Origin of the sequence: Pseudoalteromonas sp. NZS127 (assembly GCF_015864805.1) — a bacterium.
In the GTDB taxonomy this organism is placed as follows: Bacteria; Pseudomonadota; Gammaproteobacteria; order Enterobacterales; family Alteromonadaceae; genus Pseudoalteromonas; species Pseudoalteromonas nigrifaciens.
The window spans coordinates 1-20,830 of sequence record NZ_JADYWN010000029.1 but is presented as its reverse complement, the minus strand read 5'-3'; the positions used below and the strand labels follow the sequence as shown (position 1 = coordinate 20,830).

Below are 20,830 nucleotides of genomic sequence, written 5' to 3'. Positions count from 1 at the left end.
GCTGTATTAATGTGTTAAATTATAACAAATGGGCTCTAAGCAGCCGCTAACTTAGCGCTTTTTAGGATATACATAGTGAAGCTGTAGGAATATTTGAGTTTTTCAGTTCAGTTCAGTTCATTTAAGTTATGTATTGTTAAAATTAAATGCTCAACTTAAATTGACTTGTGGTTGGCTGTTATTAGCATGATCATGCTTTTTACTTTTATGTTCATACATTCTTTTATCCGCTTTGTTAAGTAACTCATCTAAGTCTGCTGCTTCGTCGGGATATATAGCATAGCCAATGCTTACAGTAACTAAGAGTTCGTTGTGCTGCAAAACAATAGGTAACTCAATCGCACTTAAGTATCTGGTTATTTGTTTTTCTATTTGGTTTAGGCTTTCAATGTTGGTGCTTATAACAACGAATTCATCCCCGCCAATACGGGCGATACAGTCAGTTTTACGGGTTATATCTTTTAAGCGGTCGGCTATTACGGTTAATACACAGTCGCCAACTATATGGCCGTGAGTATCGTTTATTGGCTTAAGCTTATCTAAGTCAAAATATAAGCATGCCACTTTACTGTTTGCTTGTTTAGCTTTTCCAAACTCACATTCAGCAAACTTTGTCAGGGTGTTACGGTTTGCAAGCCCGGTTAAATAATCGGTTTGAGCTAGTTTTAGTACTTCTTTTTCAGCGATAATGCGCTTTGAAATATCAAAATTAATACCGACTATGCTATCACCATATACTCGGCCATCGGCGTTTATATATCGTGTTGCTCCACAGGGCAGTATAATTTTAAACTCAGCATGAAACTTTTCATTGGTTGCTATTGCTTTGGCCAGCCTATTGGTAACATCATCATAATCATCGGGATGAATTGTTTTTGACCACTGAGCATAGTTACAAGAAAAAGTACCCTTTTTAATGCCATAAAGTGTGTGCATCCAGTCATCCCAAATAAGCACATCGGTTTTAAAATTCCACTCCCATATGCCAATATTAGCCGCATCTGCTGCTAATGCTATTCGATGATGCAAGTTATCTAGCTCAATCCTAGCTTCTCTGAGCTCAGTAATATCTTCAGCAATACCAAGTAAAAATTTAGCCTTACCCATATTATCTTTTATAATCACTTTGTGAGTACGTAAATAGCGAGTTGTTCCATTTATGGTAACTGGCTCTTCGTTAATTGTTATCGAATTGTTTGAGTTCAATACTGTGCGATCTGCTTTTGCAAAAAATTTTGCTTGCTCTGCTGGGAATATATCAAAGTCATTTAATCCTATAAGTTGTTCTTGTGATTTGCCAAGTAATTTTTCAGCTGATTTATTTACATGGCTATAACTTAGATGCTTAGCTTCTTTAATAAACAAAATGTTAGGTAGGGTATCAAATATAGTTTGTGTAAAGGCTTCTTGATTTTGAATATCGGTTAAATCTTTAATAGTAGCTACTAAAGGGGCGTTAGTTAGCTCACTTATAGGGTTGATTGCGATTGTTATAGGAAACTCTTGCCCACAATTTTTGCATCCCTGTAACAATTGGCTTTTTCCAAAGTTGGATTGATCTTCATTAAATGAATGATAAAATTTTGCATGCTTTTTTGGCAGCAATATAGCAATGTTTTTGCCAATTAACGCTTGTTGATCAAAACCAAATACTTTAGTGGTTGGAGGGTTAGCAAATTCGATAATGCCTTGGCGATCGAAACATATCACTACGTCTTGTACTGTATTTAGTACTGCTTTTAATTTTGCCGATAACAAGCTTCTGGCGCGTAATTCCATACTGCCTACTAAAAATAAGCTCAATACTAGCACTACAAATATAATCACTTGGGCAAGTTGTGCACTGTTGTCATTTGCAAGGTAGGTTGTATGGCTAGATTCAAATACATACATAGAGAGCATACCAATATAATGCATACCCGAAATAGCACTGCCCATTACCAGCGCTGCTAAGAAGTTAACCCGCTTTTGTTTATTTTGCGTTGTTTGGCGTAATTCATTTATTTTTAAAGCTAAGCCCGAAAGTGCTATGGCAATAAATACAGAGAACGTAAACAAAGTGGGCTCATAAGCCATATGCGCTGGCATTATCATGGCTATCATACCTACGTAATGCATACTGCCAATACCTAAGCCCATAAGTACACTTCTAAACCATAAGTGTTTAAAACGCTCTAAATTAGGGGATATAACAAAATAACTAGCAAATATACTGGGTAAAATTGAAACTAGTGTTATAGGTATATTGTATCTTACAGGAATAGGGAGTTGGTAGGCTAACATGCCAACAAAATGCATTGCCCAAATACCTGCACCTAAAAAGCAAGATGACAGTAAGGTCCAAAAAAGCTTTTCATTTTTAAGTTGCGCGCCTTTAATACGAGCAGAAAGTAAAAATGAAATATAAGATGCAAATACCGCTGTAAATACAGATGCTAAAACAAGTATGGGGTCATATTTGGCTGTGATCACCGCTGCTTTGAGCATTTCTGGCGTTACAAAATGTAGCGTTAAATGATTAGTCAATGCGGTCCCTCACCTTGATTATAAGCTCTAAGGGCCTATTTATGAATAACTTAAGTATAGTATACAAATATAGTGTTGACCATTAAATGCTTAACTGAAAAATATTACTTTGGGTTATTTTAGTACCGTTAGTATGAGGGTTTTTAGAGGTTTTATAACGGGGAAATAGAGTTAAGCAAGTTGGTTATGTTAAGTAAGTTGCGATATAAAATGAGTTTGTTGGATTAACTATGGTGTTAGCTTTAACGTATTGATAATTTAAGTATGAAGTAACATTATTTTAATACTTCAGAGGTAAGCACTTTTTAAGTGCATCAGTACTTACAGCGCGTGGGCCATGGCGCTAATAGCGGGGCTGTTGTTAACGCTCGCCATAGAAGAGATATTAATTATGCTGCCATAATCGCTATTTTTCATGTGAGGAGCCACTAATTGACAAAGTCGGCACATGGTAAACACATTCATATCAAATACGCGTTTAAATTGGCTACTTTAATGTCGTAAGGGTTTTATTTACCTGTACCATCGCCGCCAACAGTGTTAACAAGTACGCCGATGGGCACTTTATTAAAGTTATGAAGCTAGTTATTTATCAACAGCATAGAGCGATATTTTATGTTGTGGGTTGGGTATAAAAAAGCATGCGGCCAGATAATATTTTACATTAGCTGGCCGTATATTTTATTTACTTTGCAATATTTAGTTTATTACCTTAGGCATTAACTGGTGTGCGTTCATCTTTTTTAACGCCCATAAAAATAGCGTAAAGCACAGGTATAACAATTAAGGTTAGTAATGTAGCAAAGAGTAGGCCAAATACTAATACAACCGCCATTGATTGGAAAAACGCATCAAAATAAAGCGGTATTACCCCAAGTACTGTTGTTAGTGTTCCCATCATTACTGGTCTTACTCGGCTATTAGCCGAATCGACAATGGCATCATAACGTGGTTTACCTTGCTTAATTTCCATATCCATTTGATCAACCAATACAATGGCATTTTTAATGAGTAGACCAGATAAAGAGAGCAATCCTAATATCCCCATAAACTCAAGTGGAGTTTGTGTTGTTACTAAGCCAAATACCACGCCTATAAGAGCCAGCGGTACCACAAGCCAAATAATAATAGGTTGTTTTAAAGCATTGAATAACACCACTACAATTAGCACCATAGCTAAAAGGCCAAGTGGTAGTGTTGATGCAAGCATTTCATTTGACTCTTTTGATTGCCCATACTCACCATCCCATTCCAATGTGTAACCGGCAGGTAAGTCAATCGCTTCTATTTGTGGCCTTACTCGATTAAATAATTCAGATGCAAGCTGCCCAGGAAGTGGATCGGCTTGAGCCTTAATTGTCCACATTCTATCTTCGCGCTTTAAAATACCATCACGCCATACGGTTTTAAATCCATTAGTAACTTGCTCTAATGGGATTGTTTTACCTGTGATTTGGCTAGGAATTTGAATGTTGCCTATATCATTAACATTCGAGCGCTCTTTTAGGGGAGCTCTAACAATAATAGGAATTAACTCTTCACCTTCTCTATATTGGCCAACCGTTTTACCAGAAAAGTTTTGTTGTAACGCTTCAGCAATTGCTTTGCGTGTTACACCTGCACGCTGGGCATTAATTGGCGAGTATTGCGGTTCAATAACCCTAACTTGCTGGCGCCAAGTATCTTTAATTGAGAGTGCACCGCCGTCATCAATCATGATTGCTTTCGCTTTATCGGCTAACTCACGAATTACTGCGGGTTCTGGCCCTTTAAATGTTGCCTCAATTTTAGAACCACCTCCGGGTCCCATTACAAAGCGCCATACTTTGCCTTGCGCTTCTGGGAAGGTGTCATCTATATACGCTTGTACTTTAGGGATCATAGTATCAAGCACTTTATAGTCATCTACTTTAGCTAATATTTGGCCGTAAGAACTGTTTGGTGATTCTGCTCCATAAATAAGCATAAATCGTAAACCGCCACCACCAATTAAGGTTTGTACGCCCTCAATACTCTCTTGTTGTTGAATAAAGGATTCAAGCTTGATCATATCTTTTTTGGTTTTTTCGATATCAGTTCCTTGCGGTAACCAAAAATCTACTACCATTTGTGGTGTTGTAGAGGCTGGGAAAAACCCAGATTTTACAAACTGAAATCCCCACATTGATGCACTAAAAGTAAATATCACTACAGCAACTGTTAACCAGCGATGATTAAGCGAGCTAACAACAATGGATTGATAAGCCGCCATAATCATATTAGGCTTAGCTGTTGTAGAGGTGTCTTTATCTTGTTCTTTAAACAAGCAAAAACAAAATAGTGGCGTTAGGGTAATTGCAAATAACCAACTGTAAAGTAAAGAAATTAAAATAACCCAAAATAAATGCCCAGTAAATTCGGCAGTATCACCCGGTGCTAAACCTATAGGTGCAAAGGCCACAATACCTACCAAAGTGCCGCCTAATAAGGGCCACCTTGTTTGCTTTACAACTTCAGATGCTATTTCTAGCTTTTTGCGCCCTTGTTTAGTACCAACCAGTATTCCCTCGGTGACAACAATGGCATTATCAACCATCATCCCTAAAGCAATAATTAATGCCCCAAGTGAAATTCGGTGCATGGGTATGCCGCTAAAATCCATGGTTGCTAGTGTGGCAAAAATAGTCAGTAGTAATACTGCGCCAATAACAAGCCCAGAGCGCAGCCCCATAAACACAAGTAAAGTAACAACAACAATAATTAATGCCACAATTACATTTACTACAAAGTTATCTACCGATGCCTGAACAACCTTACCTTGATGATAATATTCATGCACTGTTATACCAATGGGTCTCACGTTTTCAGCTTGTTTAACGCGCTCATCTACGCGCTCAAACACTTTAACAACGTTAGTACCAAGCACACTGGCAACCCCTAAAGAAATTGCCGGTTGCCCGTTGTAACGTACAAGTTTAGTTGCTGGGCTTTGAAAACCACGATATACATTAGCAATATCTTTTAAATATATAGCTTTACCGTCATTGGTGGCGCTCACTAATAGGTTTTGTATTGTTTCAATAGAATTAATAGAGCCGGTGGGATCTATAAAAATACGTTGATCACCAATTTGCGTATTACCGGCACTTATTACTGTATTTTGCTTATCTAAAATTGAATAAATATTACTGATTGAGCTACCTAAAGTGGCCAAATCTTCACGGGCTATTTCAACAAAAATACCTTCTTGCTGAACACCGGTCATAGCTACTTTAGCAACGCCTTTAACCTGTAAAATATCACTTTGTAAGTTTTTAGCGTAGGCATGCAGCTCATCAGGAGAGTAACCCTCGGCTGTAATTAAATAGCTTAAACCATATACATCACCAAAATCGTCAAATATTTGTGGCGTACCTGTACCTGGTGGAAGGGAAGGGCGAGCATCATTAATTTTATTTCTTAGTTTGGTCCATATAATCTGTAGCTCAGACTTTGTCGGCGAAAACTCCGATTTAATCTCAACTTTTATCTCAGACATACCCGATGAAGAGGTAGACGATATGGTATCAATTTCCTGCAATTCTTGAATAGCACGTTCTAAAGGCTCAGTTACTTCTCGGGCTACCTCTAAAGGGCTCGCACCAGAGTAAGGAACAAACACTTGTGCGGTACGAATTATAAATTCAGGGTCTTCAAATCGTGCCATGTTTTTATATGAAGAGAAGCCAAAGCCTAACGTCAGTATAATAATTATGGTACTAATTAGTTTGTTATTAATAGTCCACTTTGCTAAATCCATTACTCAAGCTCCTATGACTTAGTCCAAGCGCGTACTTTCATACCATCGGTTACATAATTTGCACCGGCACCAACAATTACATCGCCGGCTTTTATACCACTGGTAACAACTAGTTCTTCACCAATACCGTTTACTAAGGTGACAACCGTTTTACTCACGATCATAGATTCACTTACTGTCCATACATAGTGCTGGCCATTTTCTTCAAAAATAGCAAATGTAGGCAGAGTAATTTCATTTGTAGTCGACTTATTATCAAATTCGATACGTAAACTGGCATTCATGCCGGGTAAAATATTTAGGTTTTGCGGTACAGCAAATGAAAACCTAACTTCATAAGTTTGGCTAGACGTATCAGCTTCTAAATTAGCGCGACGAAATGTAGCAGGAATAGGAGTATTAGCAGCTGATTCTAAAAGTACAAAGGCACGGCTGCCTGTACGCGAGTCAACGGTGGCAACAATAGAAGATGGAATATTAACAACCACTTCCATTTCGCCTTTACCAAATAAAGTAACTATATGCTGGCCTGCATTTACATTCTCAAGCGCCTCTACTGGTACAGCGGCTACAATTGCATCATAAGGGGCAACTAAAGTACTGTCTGTCAGTGCTTTTTTTGCTGAGTCATAGCGAGATTGAGCAACTTCTTTTTTTGATTTTAGCTGCTCTATATCTCTAGCCGAAATTACGCCATCTTTAGAGAGCTTAATTCCGCGATTAAAGTCATTATTAGCTGTTTCATACTGTATTTTTGTAGAGTTTACTTCGTTAATAAAGTTACGCTTTTCTAACGATGCCAGTTCGTCACCTTTTAATACGGATTGCGCTGCAATAACATTGAGTTTGTCTATTTTACCGCCAACTTGAAATGCCAACTTTGCGCTTTTTATCGCATCGACAGTAGCAGGATAAGTAAGAATGTTTGATTGCGCAGTATCTTTAATGGTAATTAATTTAACAGGCTTTGGGGCCTTTTCAATTTTTGTATCTACCTCAGGCTCAGAGCAGCCCGACAGTAGTACTGCTAATGCAATGCATAGCGTATATCGATTTTTTACTACGTGTTTTATATTCATATTTTATGCCTTTTATAAAAATCAGGTACGCTTAAACTATATAAACCGGTAAACCTACAACAAACTGTGTAACTATTAATAAGCTTGATAACCTTATTACTTATAAGGAGTATCACCATTGCTTTTATTAACTTTCCCAACGACTTATGAATAATTATACCAAATCGATTGAGTGTAATTCTGTATTGTTATGCTGTTATTAGAAGTAAACGCTATAAAGCCAAATACTGCAATTATAATTGTTATTATAATGTTAACTTAATATTTGTTATACAAAGAGTATACTTTAGCGCATATTATTAAGAATATCATTGTAAATTCAATGCGTTAATATATCTGTGCGTTAATGTTTTTGTTTGTGTGATTGTGTAACTCAGTGATACAGGTAAGTATATTATGTTGCAAAATTGCGAGTTTGAAAGAGCTTACTATATTGCTAGGGCTACTTTAAGTACTGTATGAGGCTAGGTTAAGGGTTTTACTTGAGGTGTTGCTTAATAATTAAGTTAATGAATAAAAGCACAGTATAGGTACTGTGCTTTTTTGTATATATATTAGATTCTTAGCGTGTTACTGCTAGTGCTTCTTCCACACTAAAGGCGCCATCGAGCAGTGATTTACCTAAAATAATACCGCCAATACCCAACTCTTTGAGCTTTTTAATGTCATCAAGTGAGCTTACGCCACCAGATGCTTGTACTTTAATAGTTGAGTTATGCTTAATTAAATCCTCGTACAGCGCGAACGATGGGCCGGTCATGGTGCCATCCTTGCTGATGTCCGTACATAAAAAATCGATAACACCTAAGTTAGCATAAAAATCTACTAGCTCAAGTAAACCAAACTCAGATTCAGTTAGCCAACCATGGGTTGCCGGAGCCCAGCCAGTGGCTGTTTTATTTACATCAAGGGCAATAACAAAGTGCTCTGCGCCAAACTGCTCAATCCAGGCTTTAACTTGTTCGCGTTTTTCAACCGCCATTGAGCCAATAACCACTTGGTTTGCGCCGGCTTTTAGCCAATCACTTACATCTTGCTCACAGCGAATGCCACCGCCAACTTGATACGGCACATTAAGTGCTTTTGTAGCCGCTTGAATGTGTTGCCACTGTTTTTTACTTGGATCGCGGGCACCTTCTAAATCAACTAAGTGAAGTTTACCTGCGCCGCTGTCGGCGTATTCTTTTAAACGCGCGCCTAACTCGAATGGGTAAAACTGTACAGTCTCGTATTTGCCTTGGTATAAGCGCACAATTTGATTTTGTAATACGTCTAATGCTGGAATAATCACAGTGTGTCTCTTTATTAATAGATGAGGGGCAGTCTACAACTGCCAATCAACAAAATTTTGTAATAAACGCGCGCCTATTTTAGCGCTGCGCTCTGGGTGAAACTGCATGCCGGCATAGTTATCTTTGGCCACTATGGCCGAAAAATGTTGTCCATACTCGCCGCTTACTAATGTGGCGTTGTTTACCGTGTGCGCAAAGCTGTGTACAAAGTACACTTGCTCGTCGGGTGTTAGTCCTTTTGTTAAGGCATGCTCTTTATTTATGGTTAAATTGTTCCAGCCCATATGCGGTGACGTAAGTTGACCTACATCAAGCGCTGTTACATGCCCAGGTATTTTACCTAAGCACTGCACGTTACCTTCTTCGGTGCTTTCGCACAGTAACTGCATACCTAAGCAAATACCCATTAGCGGGCGCTGGTATTCGTTTATAGCGTGTTGCCAACCGTTATCTACTAAGCGTTTCATGGCAACCGAAGCATGGCCAACACCGGGTAATATAGCGCGCTCAAAACCCGCTAACTGCTCTGGAGAGGTAATTACAGTTGGCGTTTGTCCTAAACGTTCAAAGGCAAAACGCACTGAGTTTATATTAGCGCATCCGGTATTTATTATCGCAATCATAAACACCCTTTAGAGCTAGCAGTTTGCTGGCTAATATCTTGCGCTATTGCCATGCGCAGTGCGCGAGAAAAAGCTTTAAATAAACCCTCTACTTGATGATGGCAGTTACCGTCGCTTACCGATAAAATTAGGCTAATTGCGGCGTTATCGCTTAAGCTTTTGAAAAAATGCTCAACCATTTGTACATCTAAATCGCCTGCTTTTTCGCGGCTAAAATTAGCGTTAAGTACAAACGAAGCACGCCCCGATAAATCAATTTGTGCTTCGGCTTTACATTCATCCATTGGCAGGGCAAAACCATAGCGAGCAATTTGCGATTTAGTGCCTAAGGCTTGTTTAAGTGCAACACCTAGAGCAATACCTATGTCTTCAACAAGGTGGTGCTCGTCTATGTGCAAATCGCCTTTGGCTTTAATGTTTAAACCAATATTCGCGTGGGTGCGAATTTGATCAAGCATATGATCAAAAAAGCCAAGGCCGGTATCTATACTGCCGTTTTTAGTTTGATCTAAGTTTATTGCTACATCTATTTGAGTTTCTTTGGTATTACGTGTAACGCGGCCCTCGCGGTTTGCGGTAGTTAGTTTAGTAACTATTGCACTCCAATCGCCATCGTACAAAATACCTTCGCAACATAAATTTTGCGCCAGGCCTATATCAGTTTCACGGTCGCCAATTACAAAAGAGCGCGCTAAATCTACTTTGCCTGAGCGCATTAGCTCGGTAAGTAAACCTGTTTTAGGTTTACGGCAATCGCAGTTTTGCTCGTCAAAGTGTGGGCAAATTAATACCTCGTCAAAGTTAATGCCTTGGCTTTGTAGTATGTCCATCATTTTGTCTTGGGCTAGATCAAAATCCTGTGTAGGAAAGCTGTCGGTGCCTAAACCATCTTGGTTAGATACCATTACTAAGCGATAGCCTGCTGCTTGTAATTGTAATAATGCGGGCATTACACCGGGTAAAAACGCCAGCTTTTCAAGGCTGTCTACCTGTTTATCGGTAATTGGCTCTTCAATTATGGTGCCGTCGCGGTCAATAAATAAATAGGGGTTACTCATGATACTTCCTGTTGTGCTGAAATTGCTGAGGCTGTTGGCAATGCTAGGCCATCAAGCCAAATTTTTACTTGTTTAAGTTCTTGTTCGCTACCAATTGAAATGCGTAGCCAGTCGCTTTCACCATATAAGGTAAAAGCGCGCATAACCAAACCTTGCTCAAGTGCGATTTTAAAATAGTTTTTATCGGCTAACTTTAAAGTAACAAAGTTACCTTCACCAGTGAGAATTTTTAATACAGCAGGCGATTCACTTAGCCACTGTACAAGTTTAGCTTTTAAAGCGTTTAAAATAATCACTTGGCGGCGCATTGAGGTAATTGCATCGGGAGCAATTGCTTGCGCTGCAATACTTGCTACTACGCCAGATACCGGATACGGCGCTATTACTTTACGAATTGGCGCAAGAGTTGCTGCTTGTGCAAGCGTAAAACCGGTTCTAAGGCCTGCCAGTGCAAATGCTTTTGAAAGGGTACGTAGCACCACTACATTACTAAATTGGTTTATTAATTTTGTAGCGCTTTGCTCTGGGCAAAATTCTATATAGGCTTCATCAACAATAACCAATGCTTTATCTGTAAGTGCTGTTGCAATTGCTGTCACTTTATCAAGTGGGGTTAAGCTGCCTGTGGGGTTATTTGGGTTACAAATAAATACCAATTTTGAGCTGCCAACCGCATCTACTATTTCATCAACCCTGCCATTTAATAATAGCGCTTGTGTTAGTGCGTTAATGGCGACATTGTGTGTATCGGCAGTGACTTTATACATGCCGTAAGTTGGCAAAAATAGCGCAATGCTGTCTTTTGCGCTTTCGCAGTATGTTCGCACTAAAAGCTCTATGCCTTCGTCGGCACCACGGGTCATTAGCACGTTTTCGCTTTCAAGCTCTGCATACGCCGCGTAGCGATCAATAACCAGTTGTGGTTGTGGATCTGGATAGCGGTTTAAATCTTCAGCACTCAGCTGGATGGTTTTAGCATACGGACTTTCGTTGGCATTTAACCAAGTTGTGCCGCTTAACTTTTCACTTTTAGCTGAGCTGTAAGCAGCAAGCGCTGCAATATTTGCTGGTAATAAGTTATTAGCTTGCGTGCTCTCATTGCTCATTTTTAATTGCCTCTAAGCGAATTGAAACCGCATTTGCGTGAGCATCAAGGCCCTCGGCATTTGCAAGGGGTAAAATAGCTTTTGACAGCTGGGTTAAACCACTTTTAGTAATTGTTTGCACTGTGTAGGTGCGAAAAAAATCAAGTAAGTTCAAGCTAGAATAGCTTGCGCTATAACCATAGGTTGGCAATACGTGATTAGTACCTGATGCATAATCGCCTGCCGATTCAGGTGTATAATCGCCCACAAATACTGAGCCCGCATTTTTAACTTTATTTAGGTAGGGTGTGGAGTCTGCTAGTTGCAAAATTAAGTGCTCAGGGCCGTACTGCGCTGATACGTCAAACGCTTGTGCGATTGAGTCAACTAAAATAAGTGACGAGTTAGCCAAGGCTTGCTCGGCGGTTTCTTTGCGGCTTAATTTAGCAAGTTGGCGAGTAAGCGCCTGCTGAGTTTGCTCTATAATACTTTCGCTGTTACATAATAAAATAACTTGCGAGTCAGCACCGTGCTCTGCTTGTGAGAGTAAATCGGCGGCTATAAATTCTGGGTTTGCACGTTCATCTGCAATAACTAATACTTCAGATGGGCCTGCAGGCATATCAATGGCCATGCCAGGTACAGTTTGCGCCACAAGTTGCTTAGCCATAGTGACAAAGCTATTACCTGGGCCAAAAATTTTATTCACTTTAGGCACTGACTCTGTGCCATAAGCCATTGCTGCAATTGCGCCTGCGCCACCACTTTCTATTAGCGTGGTAATGCCGCATAATTTTGCTGCGTATAAAATAGCGGGGTTAATGGCTTTATCGCCTTGTACGGGGGTAGCAAGTACAACGGTTTTTGCACCGCTTAATTGGGCTAATACACCTTGCATAATAACCGATGATGGCAGCGGTGCACTGCCACCGGGTACATATATACCAACAGCTTCGATGGCTTGATATTTCAGTTCACACACAACGCCCGGTTGGGTCGATAATTTAATATCTTTAGGTAATTGCGCTTCATGAAAACATTTTACATTTGCATAAGCGGTATCAATGGCATACTTAAGCTCTGCACTGAGCGCCTGCTCAGATGCGTTTATTTCATCAAGCGGCACACGTAAACGTGGATTCGCTCTATTATCAAACTCTTTAGCCATGTCCAGCAAAGCGTCGTCGCCTTGCTCTTTTACTTTAGCTAAAATAGTTTTACATATAGCTTCAACCTTAGCGCTGGCCGAAACCGCAGGGCGTGTTAGCGCCGCTGCTTGTGCTTGTGAAGATTCCTCATTCCAACGAAGCATGTTACTTACTCCATCATTTTTTCAATAGGCATAACTAAAATTGAGTTAGCACCTAAGGCTTTTAGCTGCTCCATGGTTTCCCAAAATAAAGTTTCGCTGCTTACCATGTGCAGTGCTACATAATCATCACTACCGGCAAGGGCAAGTAGGGTAGGTTGACCAGAGCCAGGCAAAATTTCGCAAATTTCTTCAAGCTTATTTTTTGGCGCGTGTAGCATAATGTATTTGCTTTCTTTAGCTTGTCTAACACCACGTAGGCGCGGCATAAGCTTATTAATAAGTGCTAATTTATCGGTATCTTGTAGGTCTTTATTTTGAATTAAACAAGCGTTTGATTCTAAAATAGTATCGCCTTGCATTAATCCATTCGCTTCAAGCGTTGCGCCAGTAGAAACCAAATCACAAATTGCATCAGCAAGGCCTGCACGTGGCGCTACTTCAACCGAGCCGGTAAGCATAACCGTGCTGGCGTTAATGCCTTCGCGTTTTAAGTACTGTTTTAAAATTTCAGGGTAGGTGGTAGCAATGCGCTTGCCTTCAAACCAGCTCTTGTCTTGCTTACCAAGCTCTTGTGGCCACGCTAGTGCTAGGCGGCAGTAACCAAAGTCTAGTTTAGACAGTTTAGTTACTTCGCTTGGGATGCCTTGGCGTAAACGCTCAGCTTGCACTTCTACTAGTACGTTTTCACCCACTATACCTAAATCACATACGCCTTCCATTACTAAGCCTGGAATGTCGTCATCGCGCACACGTAATACATCAATTGGCATATTAGTTGAGTGTGCAATTAAGCGTTGTTCACGAAGGTTAAGTTTGATACCTAGCTGTTTAAGTAGCTCTTGGCAATCTTTTGAAAGGCGGCCGCCCTTTTGGATGGCGATACGTAGACGATTACTGTTGTTCATTATTCATTTTCCTTTAATTTAAAAACTAAAAACCCCGAGGCGGAACCTCAGGGCGAAAATGAATCAATTTGTATGACTCGCCAGAGGTTCCTTTTAGGAATAACCTCTCAGCGAAAGACCTGACAGGTTATTCCGATGAATGGTGGTGATGTACTGATGTCAGGTTTAAGCGCATTTTATTGTCCTATTTAACAAACGTTTATATAGTTAACGTGTGTTGTTATGTATCTCGATTTGTGCGTATTATAAAAACATAAAGCAGCATAATATGGCAAGCCTTTTTTTGCATAATTAAAGAATATGTTATAACCGCCGATATAAACTAGGATTAATGTATATTAACTTAAGCTTTAAAAGCTCATACCATAAATTGATTTTGGTATTGAAGGAGGATGTATGGATATTATGATCCCCTACTTAGGGCCAATTACGCGTTTAGCGCTCGAGCCTAAAGGGGCTTTTTATATTGCGGGCGTAAAACAAGGTGCGAGTACTGACAAAGTCGCATTAGACGAACGTAAAAAACGTGAGTTAGAAAAAAAACAAAAGCTTTCACTTATCAACGAAAACACCGATAACTCGGGTATTAAAAAAGATGAAGACGGTACGCCGCACCTAGATACATGGGCATAAGTTGTTAAGCTGCGTTATTAAGCGCAGCTACAAAACAGATCAAATACGCCCCAAAGTAGGCGCTATTTGATCATGTATATAACCAGTTAACCGCAGCAAAGTAATAGCTTAATTAGCCGTTTTTTTAGTTTGCTCTGCAGATGCAATACTGCTGTGAATAAGTGGTGAAATAGTTAAACCTTGAATAATAATTGAAAAAATCACCACTACATAGGTCACAATTACAATTAGGTTATGTAAATCAGAGCCGCCAATAAAAACTTCTTCACGGGGTATGGCCGCTGCCATGGCTAATGCTAAGCCACCTCTTAATCCGCCCCAGGTTAATATTTTAACGCTATGCTTGTCGTAACTTCTAAATTGTTTAAACAATACAAAAGGGACACCTACACTAATAAAACGGGCTATAAGCACAGCAGGTATCATCAGCAAGCCTACGCCAATTTCACTTAGCGTAATGGGCATGGTCACTATGAGCATGCCAATAATTAAAAACAGTAGCGCATTTAAAAAGCTGTCAGTGGCATGCCAAAAGTCTTTTACATAACGGGTATCATCGGGCCCGGTGCGTTCAGTGGCTTTAGAGCGAGTAATATTACCTAACAAAATACCGCTGGTTACCATAGCAAGCGCGCCCGATATTTCCCATAAATTAGCCGCTGCAAATCCTGCGCTTGGGATAGTAAGGGTGATCAGTAAGCGAATATTTACGTCGCGACTATTAATAATTAAAAAGTGGCCAACCAGTGCAATAGCCAAGCCAAACGCTATACCACCAAGGGCATCAACAAAAAACAGCTCGGCTATATCTTTAAAGTTTGCATCGGTACCATAAAAGGCTACTGAAAAAATAGTGGTAAATATAACTAAACCAATCCCATCGTTAAAAAGCGATTCGCCCTCAACTTGTACCGAAATACCCTCAGGTGCACGCATTTGCTTAATGATAGCCAGTACTGCAATTGGGTCGGTGGGGCTAATTAATGCACCAAATAATAAACAGTATATAAAAGGCACTGGCCAGCCAAAGGCAGCAAATAAGTAAAAACTTAAATAGCCAACTATAAAAGTAGAAACCAAGGTAGAAAACAAGACTAAAACGGTTATTTCCCAGCGTTGTTTTTTAAGAGCTTGCAGGTTAATTTCCAGTGCGCCGGCAAACAACAAAAAGCCTAGCATGCCTTTAAGAAGTAACTCATTAAAGTTAATACTCGAGACAATTTGGGTCATAGCTAACGCGTTTTGATCGCCCAAAAGCTTAACGGCAATGATCAACAATAATGAAATGACAACCGAGCCTGTGGTAATGGCAATAGTGGTTTGCATTTTAAGAATATATTGATTTGCAAATGCAATAAAAATAGCAAGTGCAGAAAGAAAGCAAATGAGGTACCAAGCATTCATCGATTAACCTTAATTAATTATAAGCGACACACAAAAAGCGAGTTTCAAGGCTGCTATGGTACTCCTGTCATATTATAGTGTCACAATATTTATAGGCGAATTAGGCGTTTAATTTAACTTTACTATCGCAACTGGTTAATAGTAAATGAGCCATTGTTAATAGTGTTGTCATAACTTTAAAGCTAAGTTAGTAATAACGTGTCTTGGTAATTTAGGATGAATAATTAAAATGAAGATTTTATTTTATAAATAGCGTCATAAAAGTAAAACTACTTTGTAATTACTTGCCCTTGGTGGTTAGCTTACGTAAAATCGCGCTATTATTTATTGTAAAGTGATTGGTATTATCAAACAGCTGTTTAGTGCAACCGGGCCTTTGGCGTTATCTTTAGATGGGTATACACCACGACAGCCACAAATAGATATGGCCGTTGCCGTTGCTGATGCGTTAAAAAACAGCTCACAACTAGTAGTTGAAGCCGGTACGGGCACAGGAAAAACCTTTGCCTACTTAGCCCCCGCGCTTAAATCAAAAGGTAAAACCATCATATCTACGGGCTCTAAAGCCCTGCAAGAGCAGTTATATCATCGCGACTTACCTCAACTCGTAAAAGCGTTAAGTGCTTCTAAAAAAACGGCATTATTAAAAGGCCGAGCAAACTACTTATGTACTTATCGACTTAATCAGCATGTGGCTCATGTACCTACCGACGATTCTGATGTAATGCACCAATTAGCTATGGTGGCTAAGTTTGCCAGCGAAACACAGTCAGGCGACTTAGCCGACTGTATTGGTATAGAAGACGATGCAAAAGTATTACCTTATGTAAACTCCACCGCAGACAACTGTTTAGGCAAAGAATGCCCCGACTTTCAAGCTTGTTATATAAGAAAAGCACGCTTAAATGCGGCTGATGCCGATATAGTGGTAATTAACCATCATTTATTTTTTGCTGATATGGCGGTAAAAGACAGTGGTTTTGCAGAGCTGATGCCCACAGCAGATGCTTATATATTTGACGAAGCACACCAATTAAGCGAAATTGCTAGTGATTACTTTGGCGAAAGCGTTAGCACTAAAAAGCTGGTGGATTTAATAAACGATTTACGCGCCATTTATCGAGCCGAAATCCCTGACATGCTGCAGCTAGGTAAAAGCTTAAATAAACTCGAAACCAGTGTTGCCGATTTACGCCTGCAGTTTGGTGTTGATGGCAGCCGTGGTGATTGGCGCGCCAAGCTCAGCGATAAGCAAATTTGCGCCGCGTTGCATCGGGTTATTAGCGACCTAGACTTTGTTTATCAGGTATTAAAACTTTGCTTAGACAGAAGCGATAAAATAGAGCACCCGTTTGAACGTGCACTGGCATTTAAAGGCCAGTTGGAGCGGGTATTCGATACCACACAAACAGGTTTTAGTTATTGGTATGAAACCACCCGCCGTTATTTAACTATTAATATAACGCCATTAAATGTATCAGTTAAATTTGCTAAAATGATGGCCGATACAGGCGCAGGGTTTGTATTTACCTCGGCTACATTGTCCGTCGATAATCAGCTTAGCCACTTTAACGCCAGCCTTGGACTAACACCCAAACAAAGCATGATGGTAGATAGCCCGTTTGATTATCCAAACCAAGCACTGCTGTGTTTGCCGCGTTACTTACCTGAGTCGCACGCAGACAATATGCCCCACGCAATTGTAAAATTAACGCTGGAACTGATTAAGTCGGCTAAAGGACGCTGTTTTGTGCTTTTTACAAGTTACCGTATGATGCATTTAGTAGCCGAAGGGCTTACTACGCAAATAGACTACCCAGTTTATATGCAAGGACAAATGTCGAAACGTATTATTTTAGAAAAGTTTACCCGTCATGGTAACGCAGTGCTATTAGGGACGGCTTCATTTTGGGAAGGGGTTGATGTACGCGGCAGTACACTAAGCTGTGTTATTATTGATAAGCTTCCATTTGCCGCACCAGATGACCCTTTACTACAAGCTAAAATGCAAGACTGCCAAATGCAAGGAAAAGACCCCTTTGCACATATACAATTACCACAAGCAGTTATTGCGCTTAAGCAAGGAGTAGGGCGGTTAATACGCGACAGTAAAGACAAAGGCGTACTTGTAATATGCGATAATCGCTTAGTTACACGCCAGTACGGGCAAGTATTTTTAAAGAGCTTACCGCCAATGCGCCGCACGCGAAGCTTAGAAGATGCCAATAAATTTTTACAACAAATTAATTAGAGTAATAAAATGATCAAAAGTAATATTCTTGCCCTTGATGCGTCTACCGAAGCGCTATCAATTGTTTTACATTTTAAGGGGCAAACATTTCATCATTTTGAAGAATGCCCGCAGCAGCATAGTCAAAAAATACTGCCATTAATAGATCAGCTATTAACCAGCGCAAACTGTAAATTAAAAGACTTAGACGTAATTGGCTTTGGTCAAGGTCCAGGTAGTTTTACGGGAGTACGTATTAGTGTAGCTATTGCACAAGGCTTAGCATATTCAACTAAATTGCCACTTGTAGGGGTATCTACATTAGCTATTATGGCGCAACAAGCGTTTGAGCAACACGGCCATGAAAGTGTTTATCCCAGTATTGACGCCCGCATGGGAGAGATTTACTTTGCGCATTACCAAGCACAAAACGGCTTAATGCAATTAGTTAATCAAGAATGCGTAATTAAACCTGAGTTGTTAAATCAAGATTATATAGCCAATAGTGCACCACAATCGGTTGCTGTAGGTACAGGGTTTAAAACATACCCTGATGCGTTGAATGATTTTAATAACGTAGCTATAAATAGCGAGATCACACTGCCTGATGCACGCTACATGCTAGCATTTGTAGAAGCAGGCTTTTTAGCAGGTAACGTTGTAAAAGCAAGCGATGCACAGCCTAAATATGTACGCGATACTGTTACTTGGAAAAAGCTTCCAGGTCGAGAGTGAAAATTAAATAACGAGTATTTGCAAATTGGTTGTTTTTAAATCATAATTTTAAATAGATTAAGATTGGAGACGCGTAATGACGCTGCCTATTGGTTCAGGTTTTTTTACCGGAGATATTCCGGGTAGAGTTAGCTCTGCTAAAGTAGTTACTAATAAACCACAAGGTTTGTTAGAGCATACTGCTGCGCCAAAAACGAATACCGATTATGTTAAAAACAGTCGTGAAGGCGTAGAGTTAGCCAATCAGTTTTTTAAAGCGAACGACGCAAATACACAATATAATCAAACTATTTACGACCAACCCTCAGCACAAGTAAGCAAGGCTATTTCCACTTATACCGAATTTGCAAATTTAGAACGACGTGCTGAAGTGCAAGATTTAATTGGTGTAGACATTTACGCTTAAATTACTCAAATATAAAATTTAAAAATAAAAAGCCCGAACATATTAGATGATCGGGCTTTTTATTTGTTATATGTGCATTGTTTCTAATACGTTATTTTTCTATAAATGCAATTAGCTTATCGGCAATGTCAGTATTGTTTTGTGAGCCCGTAAATTGCTCGCTACCTTTACCATAGGCAAATACTTGTACATCAACTGCTGTGTGGCCACCAGTTGTCCAGCCAGTAAAGCTGGCATCGTTAATAATACTTTTAATGGCTAAATTTAAAGGCTTTTTACCCATTTTTTTAGCTTGCTCAAGTTTAATTTGGTGCTCAGCACTAAACTCAATATTAGTATTAGCCGACCAAACTGTTTTTAAATCACTGGTATCCATTAATAGCGAGGTTAATTTACCAGCCGAGGCTTTAACGCCTTTAACTATTTCGGTATCCCACTTGTATTGTCCGTGGGCACCAAGTGTTAAACCACCTGTTGAGTGATCTGCGGTAACAATTAAAATCGTGTCTTGGTTTTTATCAACGTATGCTTTTGCTTTTTCGACCGATTTAGCAAAATCGTCCATTTCTGCCATAGCACAGGCTATATCGTTAGCATGGCCACACCAATCAATTTGGCTGCCTTCAATCATCACAAAAAAACCTTCTTTGTTTTGGCCATCTAATAAATCAAGTGTTTTAGTGGTTAATCGTGCAAGGCGATTGGGGTGCTCATCAATTGCGTATGGAAGGCCTTTTTCGGCGTATAAACCAATGGCAGGGAGCTGCGTAATTTGGCCTAGGTTATTAATGTCGTCGGAGTATTGATAACCAGCGGCTTTAAATTCTTCAATTAAGTTACGGTCCTCACGAATAAAATATTTAGTCCCTCCACCTAGCATTAAATCAACGGGTAGCTTGCCCGCAATTTTATTGTCAATGTAATCATTAGCAATTTCATCGTAGTTACCGCGAGATTCATTATGAGCTGCAAAGCTTGCCGGTGTGGCGTGGTTAATTTGCAAAGTAGCGACAAGTGCCGTGGTCATACCGCGCTCTTTTGCAATTTCTAACATCGTTTTAACGGGCTTTTTATTGGTATCTACGCCAATAGCACCGTTATAGCTTTTATGGCCGCTGCTTAACGCTGTAGCGCTTGCTGCGCTGTCGGTAACATAAGTATGATCGTCTGGGTAGGTGTGTGCCATGCCAGTTAAAATAGTATCGAATACAGTGCTTTCAATTGCTTTTGTGTTCGAATCGTCTTTAAAGTAGCGATAAGCAGTTGTATAAGCTGGGCCCATACCATCGCCAATCATATAAATAATATTTTTTGGTGCCGAATCTGCATAAGCACCTGTTGCGCTGCATAAAAGCGCCAATAAACTGAGCTGTTTTTTCATATTTGTACCTTTTAAATGTACTTAATTTAATAGCTTGGAGTTATTGTATACAGTTAATATGATAAATAAATTAATATCGATGAACGACTAAAGCAAAGTGTTAAAGTTATATTGCGCTTAAGCTTTATTAAATCAGGTTCACATAAACTAATTTACTTGCTTAGTTATAATTACTCCTTTGTTTTAAATTAGTTGGTAGCAAATACCTATCATTAAAGGTTACATTGTCTATAACTACTGAAGGATAGATTTAAAAACACCTCCTAGATTCAAATTGTAAGTGCATAACTTGTTTTGGCTAGATTAAGTGGTCAGTTGCTCATAAGCTAACTGCTTTTTCTCAGGCAAGAGATTTTACAATGAGACATTACAAACAACTGACC

The 20,830-nt window shown here is 39.6% G+C and carries 15 protein-coding genes and 1 pseudogene; 4 read left to right on the top strand and 12 right to left on the bottom strand.

Going from position 1 to position 20,830, the window contains the following annotated elements:
* Positions 1-150 precede the first annotated feature (150 nt).
* From I6E78_RS17575 to hisG, 10 genes and pseudogenes are all read right to left on the bottom strand, one after another.
* Positions 151-2,526, bottom strand: a complete 2,376-nt coding sequence (locus I6E78_RS17575) for a diguanylate cyclase domain-containing protein (protein ID WP_197183015.1) — start codon at positions 2,524-2,526, stop codon at positions 151-153.
* A 321-nt stretch (positions 2,527-2,847) separates the two neighbouring features.
* Positions 2,848-3,003, bottom strand: a pseudogene (locus I6E78_RS18925) (SDR family NAD(P)-dependent oxidoreductase); the annotation flags it as partial.
* Positions 3,004-3,238: 235 nt separating this feature from the next.
* Complete coding sequence (locus I6E78_RS17565; RefSeq protein ID WP_011330110.1) at positions 3,239-6,304, bottom strand: efflux RND transporter permease subunit; 3,066 nt, start codon at positions 6,302-6,304, stop codon at positions 3,239-3,241.
* 11 nt (positions 6,305-6,315) lie between these two features.
* A complete protein-coding gene (locus I6E78_RS17560) occupies positions 6,316-7,383 on the bottom strand; it encodes an efflux RND transporter periplasmic adaptor subunit (RefSeq protein WP_197183014.1) in 1,068 nt (355 codons plus the stop codon).
* Between the two features lie 562 nt (positions 7,384-7,945).
* Positions 7,946-8,674 carry a 1-(5-phosphoribosyl)-5-[(5-phosphoribosylamino)methylideneamino] imidazole-4-carboxamide isomerase gene (locus I6E78_RS17555; protein WP_011330113.1) on the bottom strand — a complete coding sequence of 243 codons (729 nt, stop codon included), beginning with the start codon at positions 8,672-8,674 and terminating at the stop codon, positions 7,946-7,948.
* 33 nt (positions 8,675-8,707) lie between these two features.
* Positions 8,708-9,298, bottom strand: a complete 591-nt coding sequence (hisH, locus tag I6E78_RS17550; protein WP_197183013.1) for an imidazole glycerol phosphate synthase subunit HisH — start codon at positions 9,296-9,298, stop codon at positions 8,708-8,710.
* On the bottom strand, positions 9,295-10,356 hold the full coding sequence (gene hisB / locus I6E78_RS17545; protein WP_192531739.1) for a bifunctional histidinol-phosphatase/imidazoleglycerol-phosphate dehydratase HisB: 1,062 nt from the start codon (positions 10,354-10,356) through the stop codon (positions 9,295-9,297). The genes hisH and hisB overlap by 4 nt, the downstream gene beginning before the upstream one ends.
* Entirely contained in the window at positions 10,353-11,462 is a 1,110-nt protein-coding gene (gene hisC / locus I6E78_RS17540; protein ID WP_197183012.1) for a histidinol-phosphate transaminase, read from the bottom strand. Before hisC ends, hisB begins: the two co-directional genes overlap by 4 nt.
* Positions 11,452-12,753: a histidinol dehydrogenase gene (gene hisD / locus I6E78_RS17535; RefSeq protein ID WP_197183011.1), complete on the bottom strand. Its 1,302-nt coding sequence runs from the start codon at positions 12,751-12,753 to the stop codon at positions 11,452-11,454. Before hisD ends, hisC begins: the two co-directional genes overlap by 11 nt.
* 5 nt (positions 12,754-12,758) lie before the next feature.
* Positions 12,759-13,658 (bottom strand): ATP phosphoribosyltransferase, encoded by a 900-nt coding sequence (gene hisG / locus I6E78_RS17530; RefSeq protein ID WP_011330118.1) that lies wholly within the window; start codon positions 13,656-13,658, stop codon positions 12,759-12,761.
* A gap of 396 nt (positions 13,659-14,054) precedes the next feature.
* On the opposite strand from hisG, the gene I6E78_RS17525 reads away from it, so the two are divergent.
* The gene (locus I6E78_RS17525; RefSeq protein ID WP_011330119.1) at positions 14,055-14,291 is read left to right on the top strand and encodes a hypothetical protein; all 237 of its coding nucleotides are present in this window, start codon (positions 14,055-14,057) and stop codon (positions 14,289-14,291) included.
* Between the two features lie 108 nt (positions 14,292-14,399).
* Here I6E78_RS17525 and I6E78_RS17520 read toward each other — a convergent pair whose 3' ends face one another.
* Positions 14,400-15,695 carry a cation:proton antiporter gene (locus tag I6E78_RS17520; protein WP_197183010.1) on the bottom strand — a complete coding sequence of 432 codons (1,296 nt, stop codon included), beginning with the start codon at positions 15,693-15,695 and terminating at the stop codon, positions 14,400-14,402.
* 334 nt (positions 15,696-16,029) lie between these two features.
* Between I6E78_RS17520 and I6E78_RS17515 the strand changes: the two genes are divergently transcribed.
* The 3 genes from I6E78_RS17515 to I6E78_RS17505 all read left to right on the top strand — a co-directional run bounded on the left by I6E78_RS17515 (position 16,030) and on the right by I6E78_RS17505 (position 19,066).
* Positions 16,030-17,946, top strand: a complete 1,917-nt coding sequence (locus I6E78_RS17515) for an ATP-dependent DNA helicase (RefSeq protein ID WP_058375083.1) — start codon at positions 16,030-16,032, stop codon at positions 17,944-17,946.
* A 9-nt stretch (positions 17,947-17,955) separates the two neighbouring features.
* Positions 17,956-18,660 (top strand): tRNA (adenosine(37)-N6)-threonylcarbamoyltransferase complex dimerization subunit type 1 TsaB, encoded by a 705-nt coding sequence (gene tsaB, locus I6E78_RS17510; RefSeq protein ID WP_197183009.1) that lies wholly within the window; start codon positions 17,956-17,958, stop codon positions 18,658-18,660.
* Between the two features lie 76 nt (positions 18,661-18,736).
* Positions 18,737-19,066, top strand: a complete 330-nt coding sequence (locus tag I6E78_RS17505) for a hypothetical protein (RefSeq protein ID WP_197183008.1) — start codon at positions 18,737-18,739, stop codon at positions 19,064-19,066.
* 91 nt (positions 19,067-19,157) lie between these two features.
* Here I6E78_RS17505 and I6E78_RS17500 read toward each other — a convergent pair whose 3' ends face one another.
* Positions 19,158-20,447, bottom strand: coding sequence for an alkaline phosphatase (locus I6E78_RS17500; protein ID WP_197183007.1), 1,290 nt, complete (start codon positions 20,445-20,447; stop codon positions 19,158-19,160).
* Between the last annotated feature and the right edge of the window lie 383 nt (positions 20,448-20,830).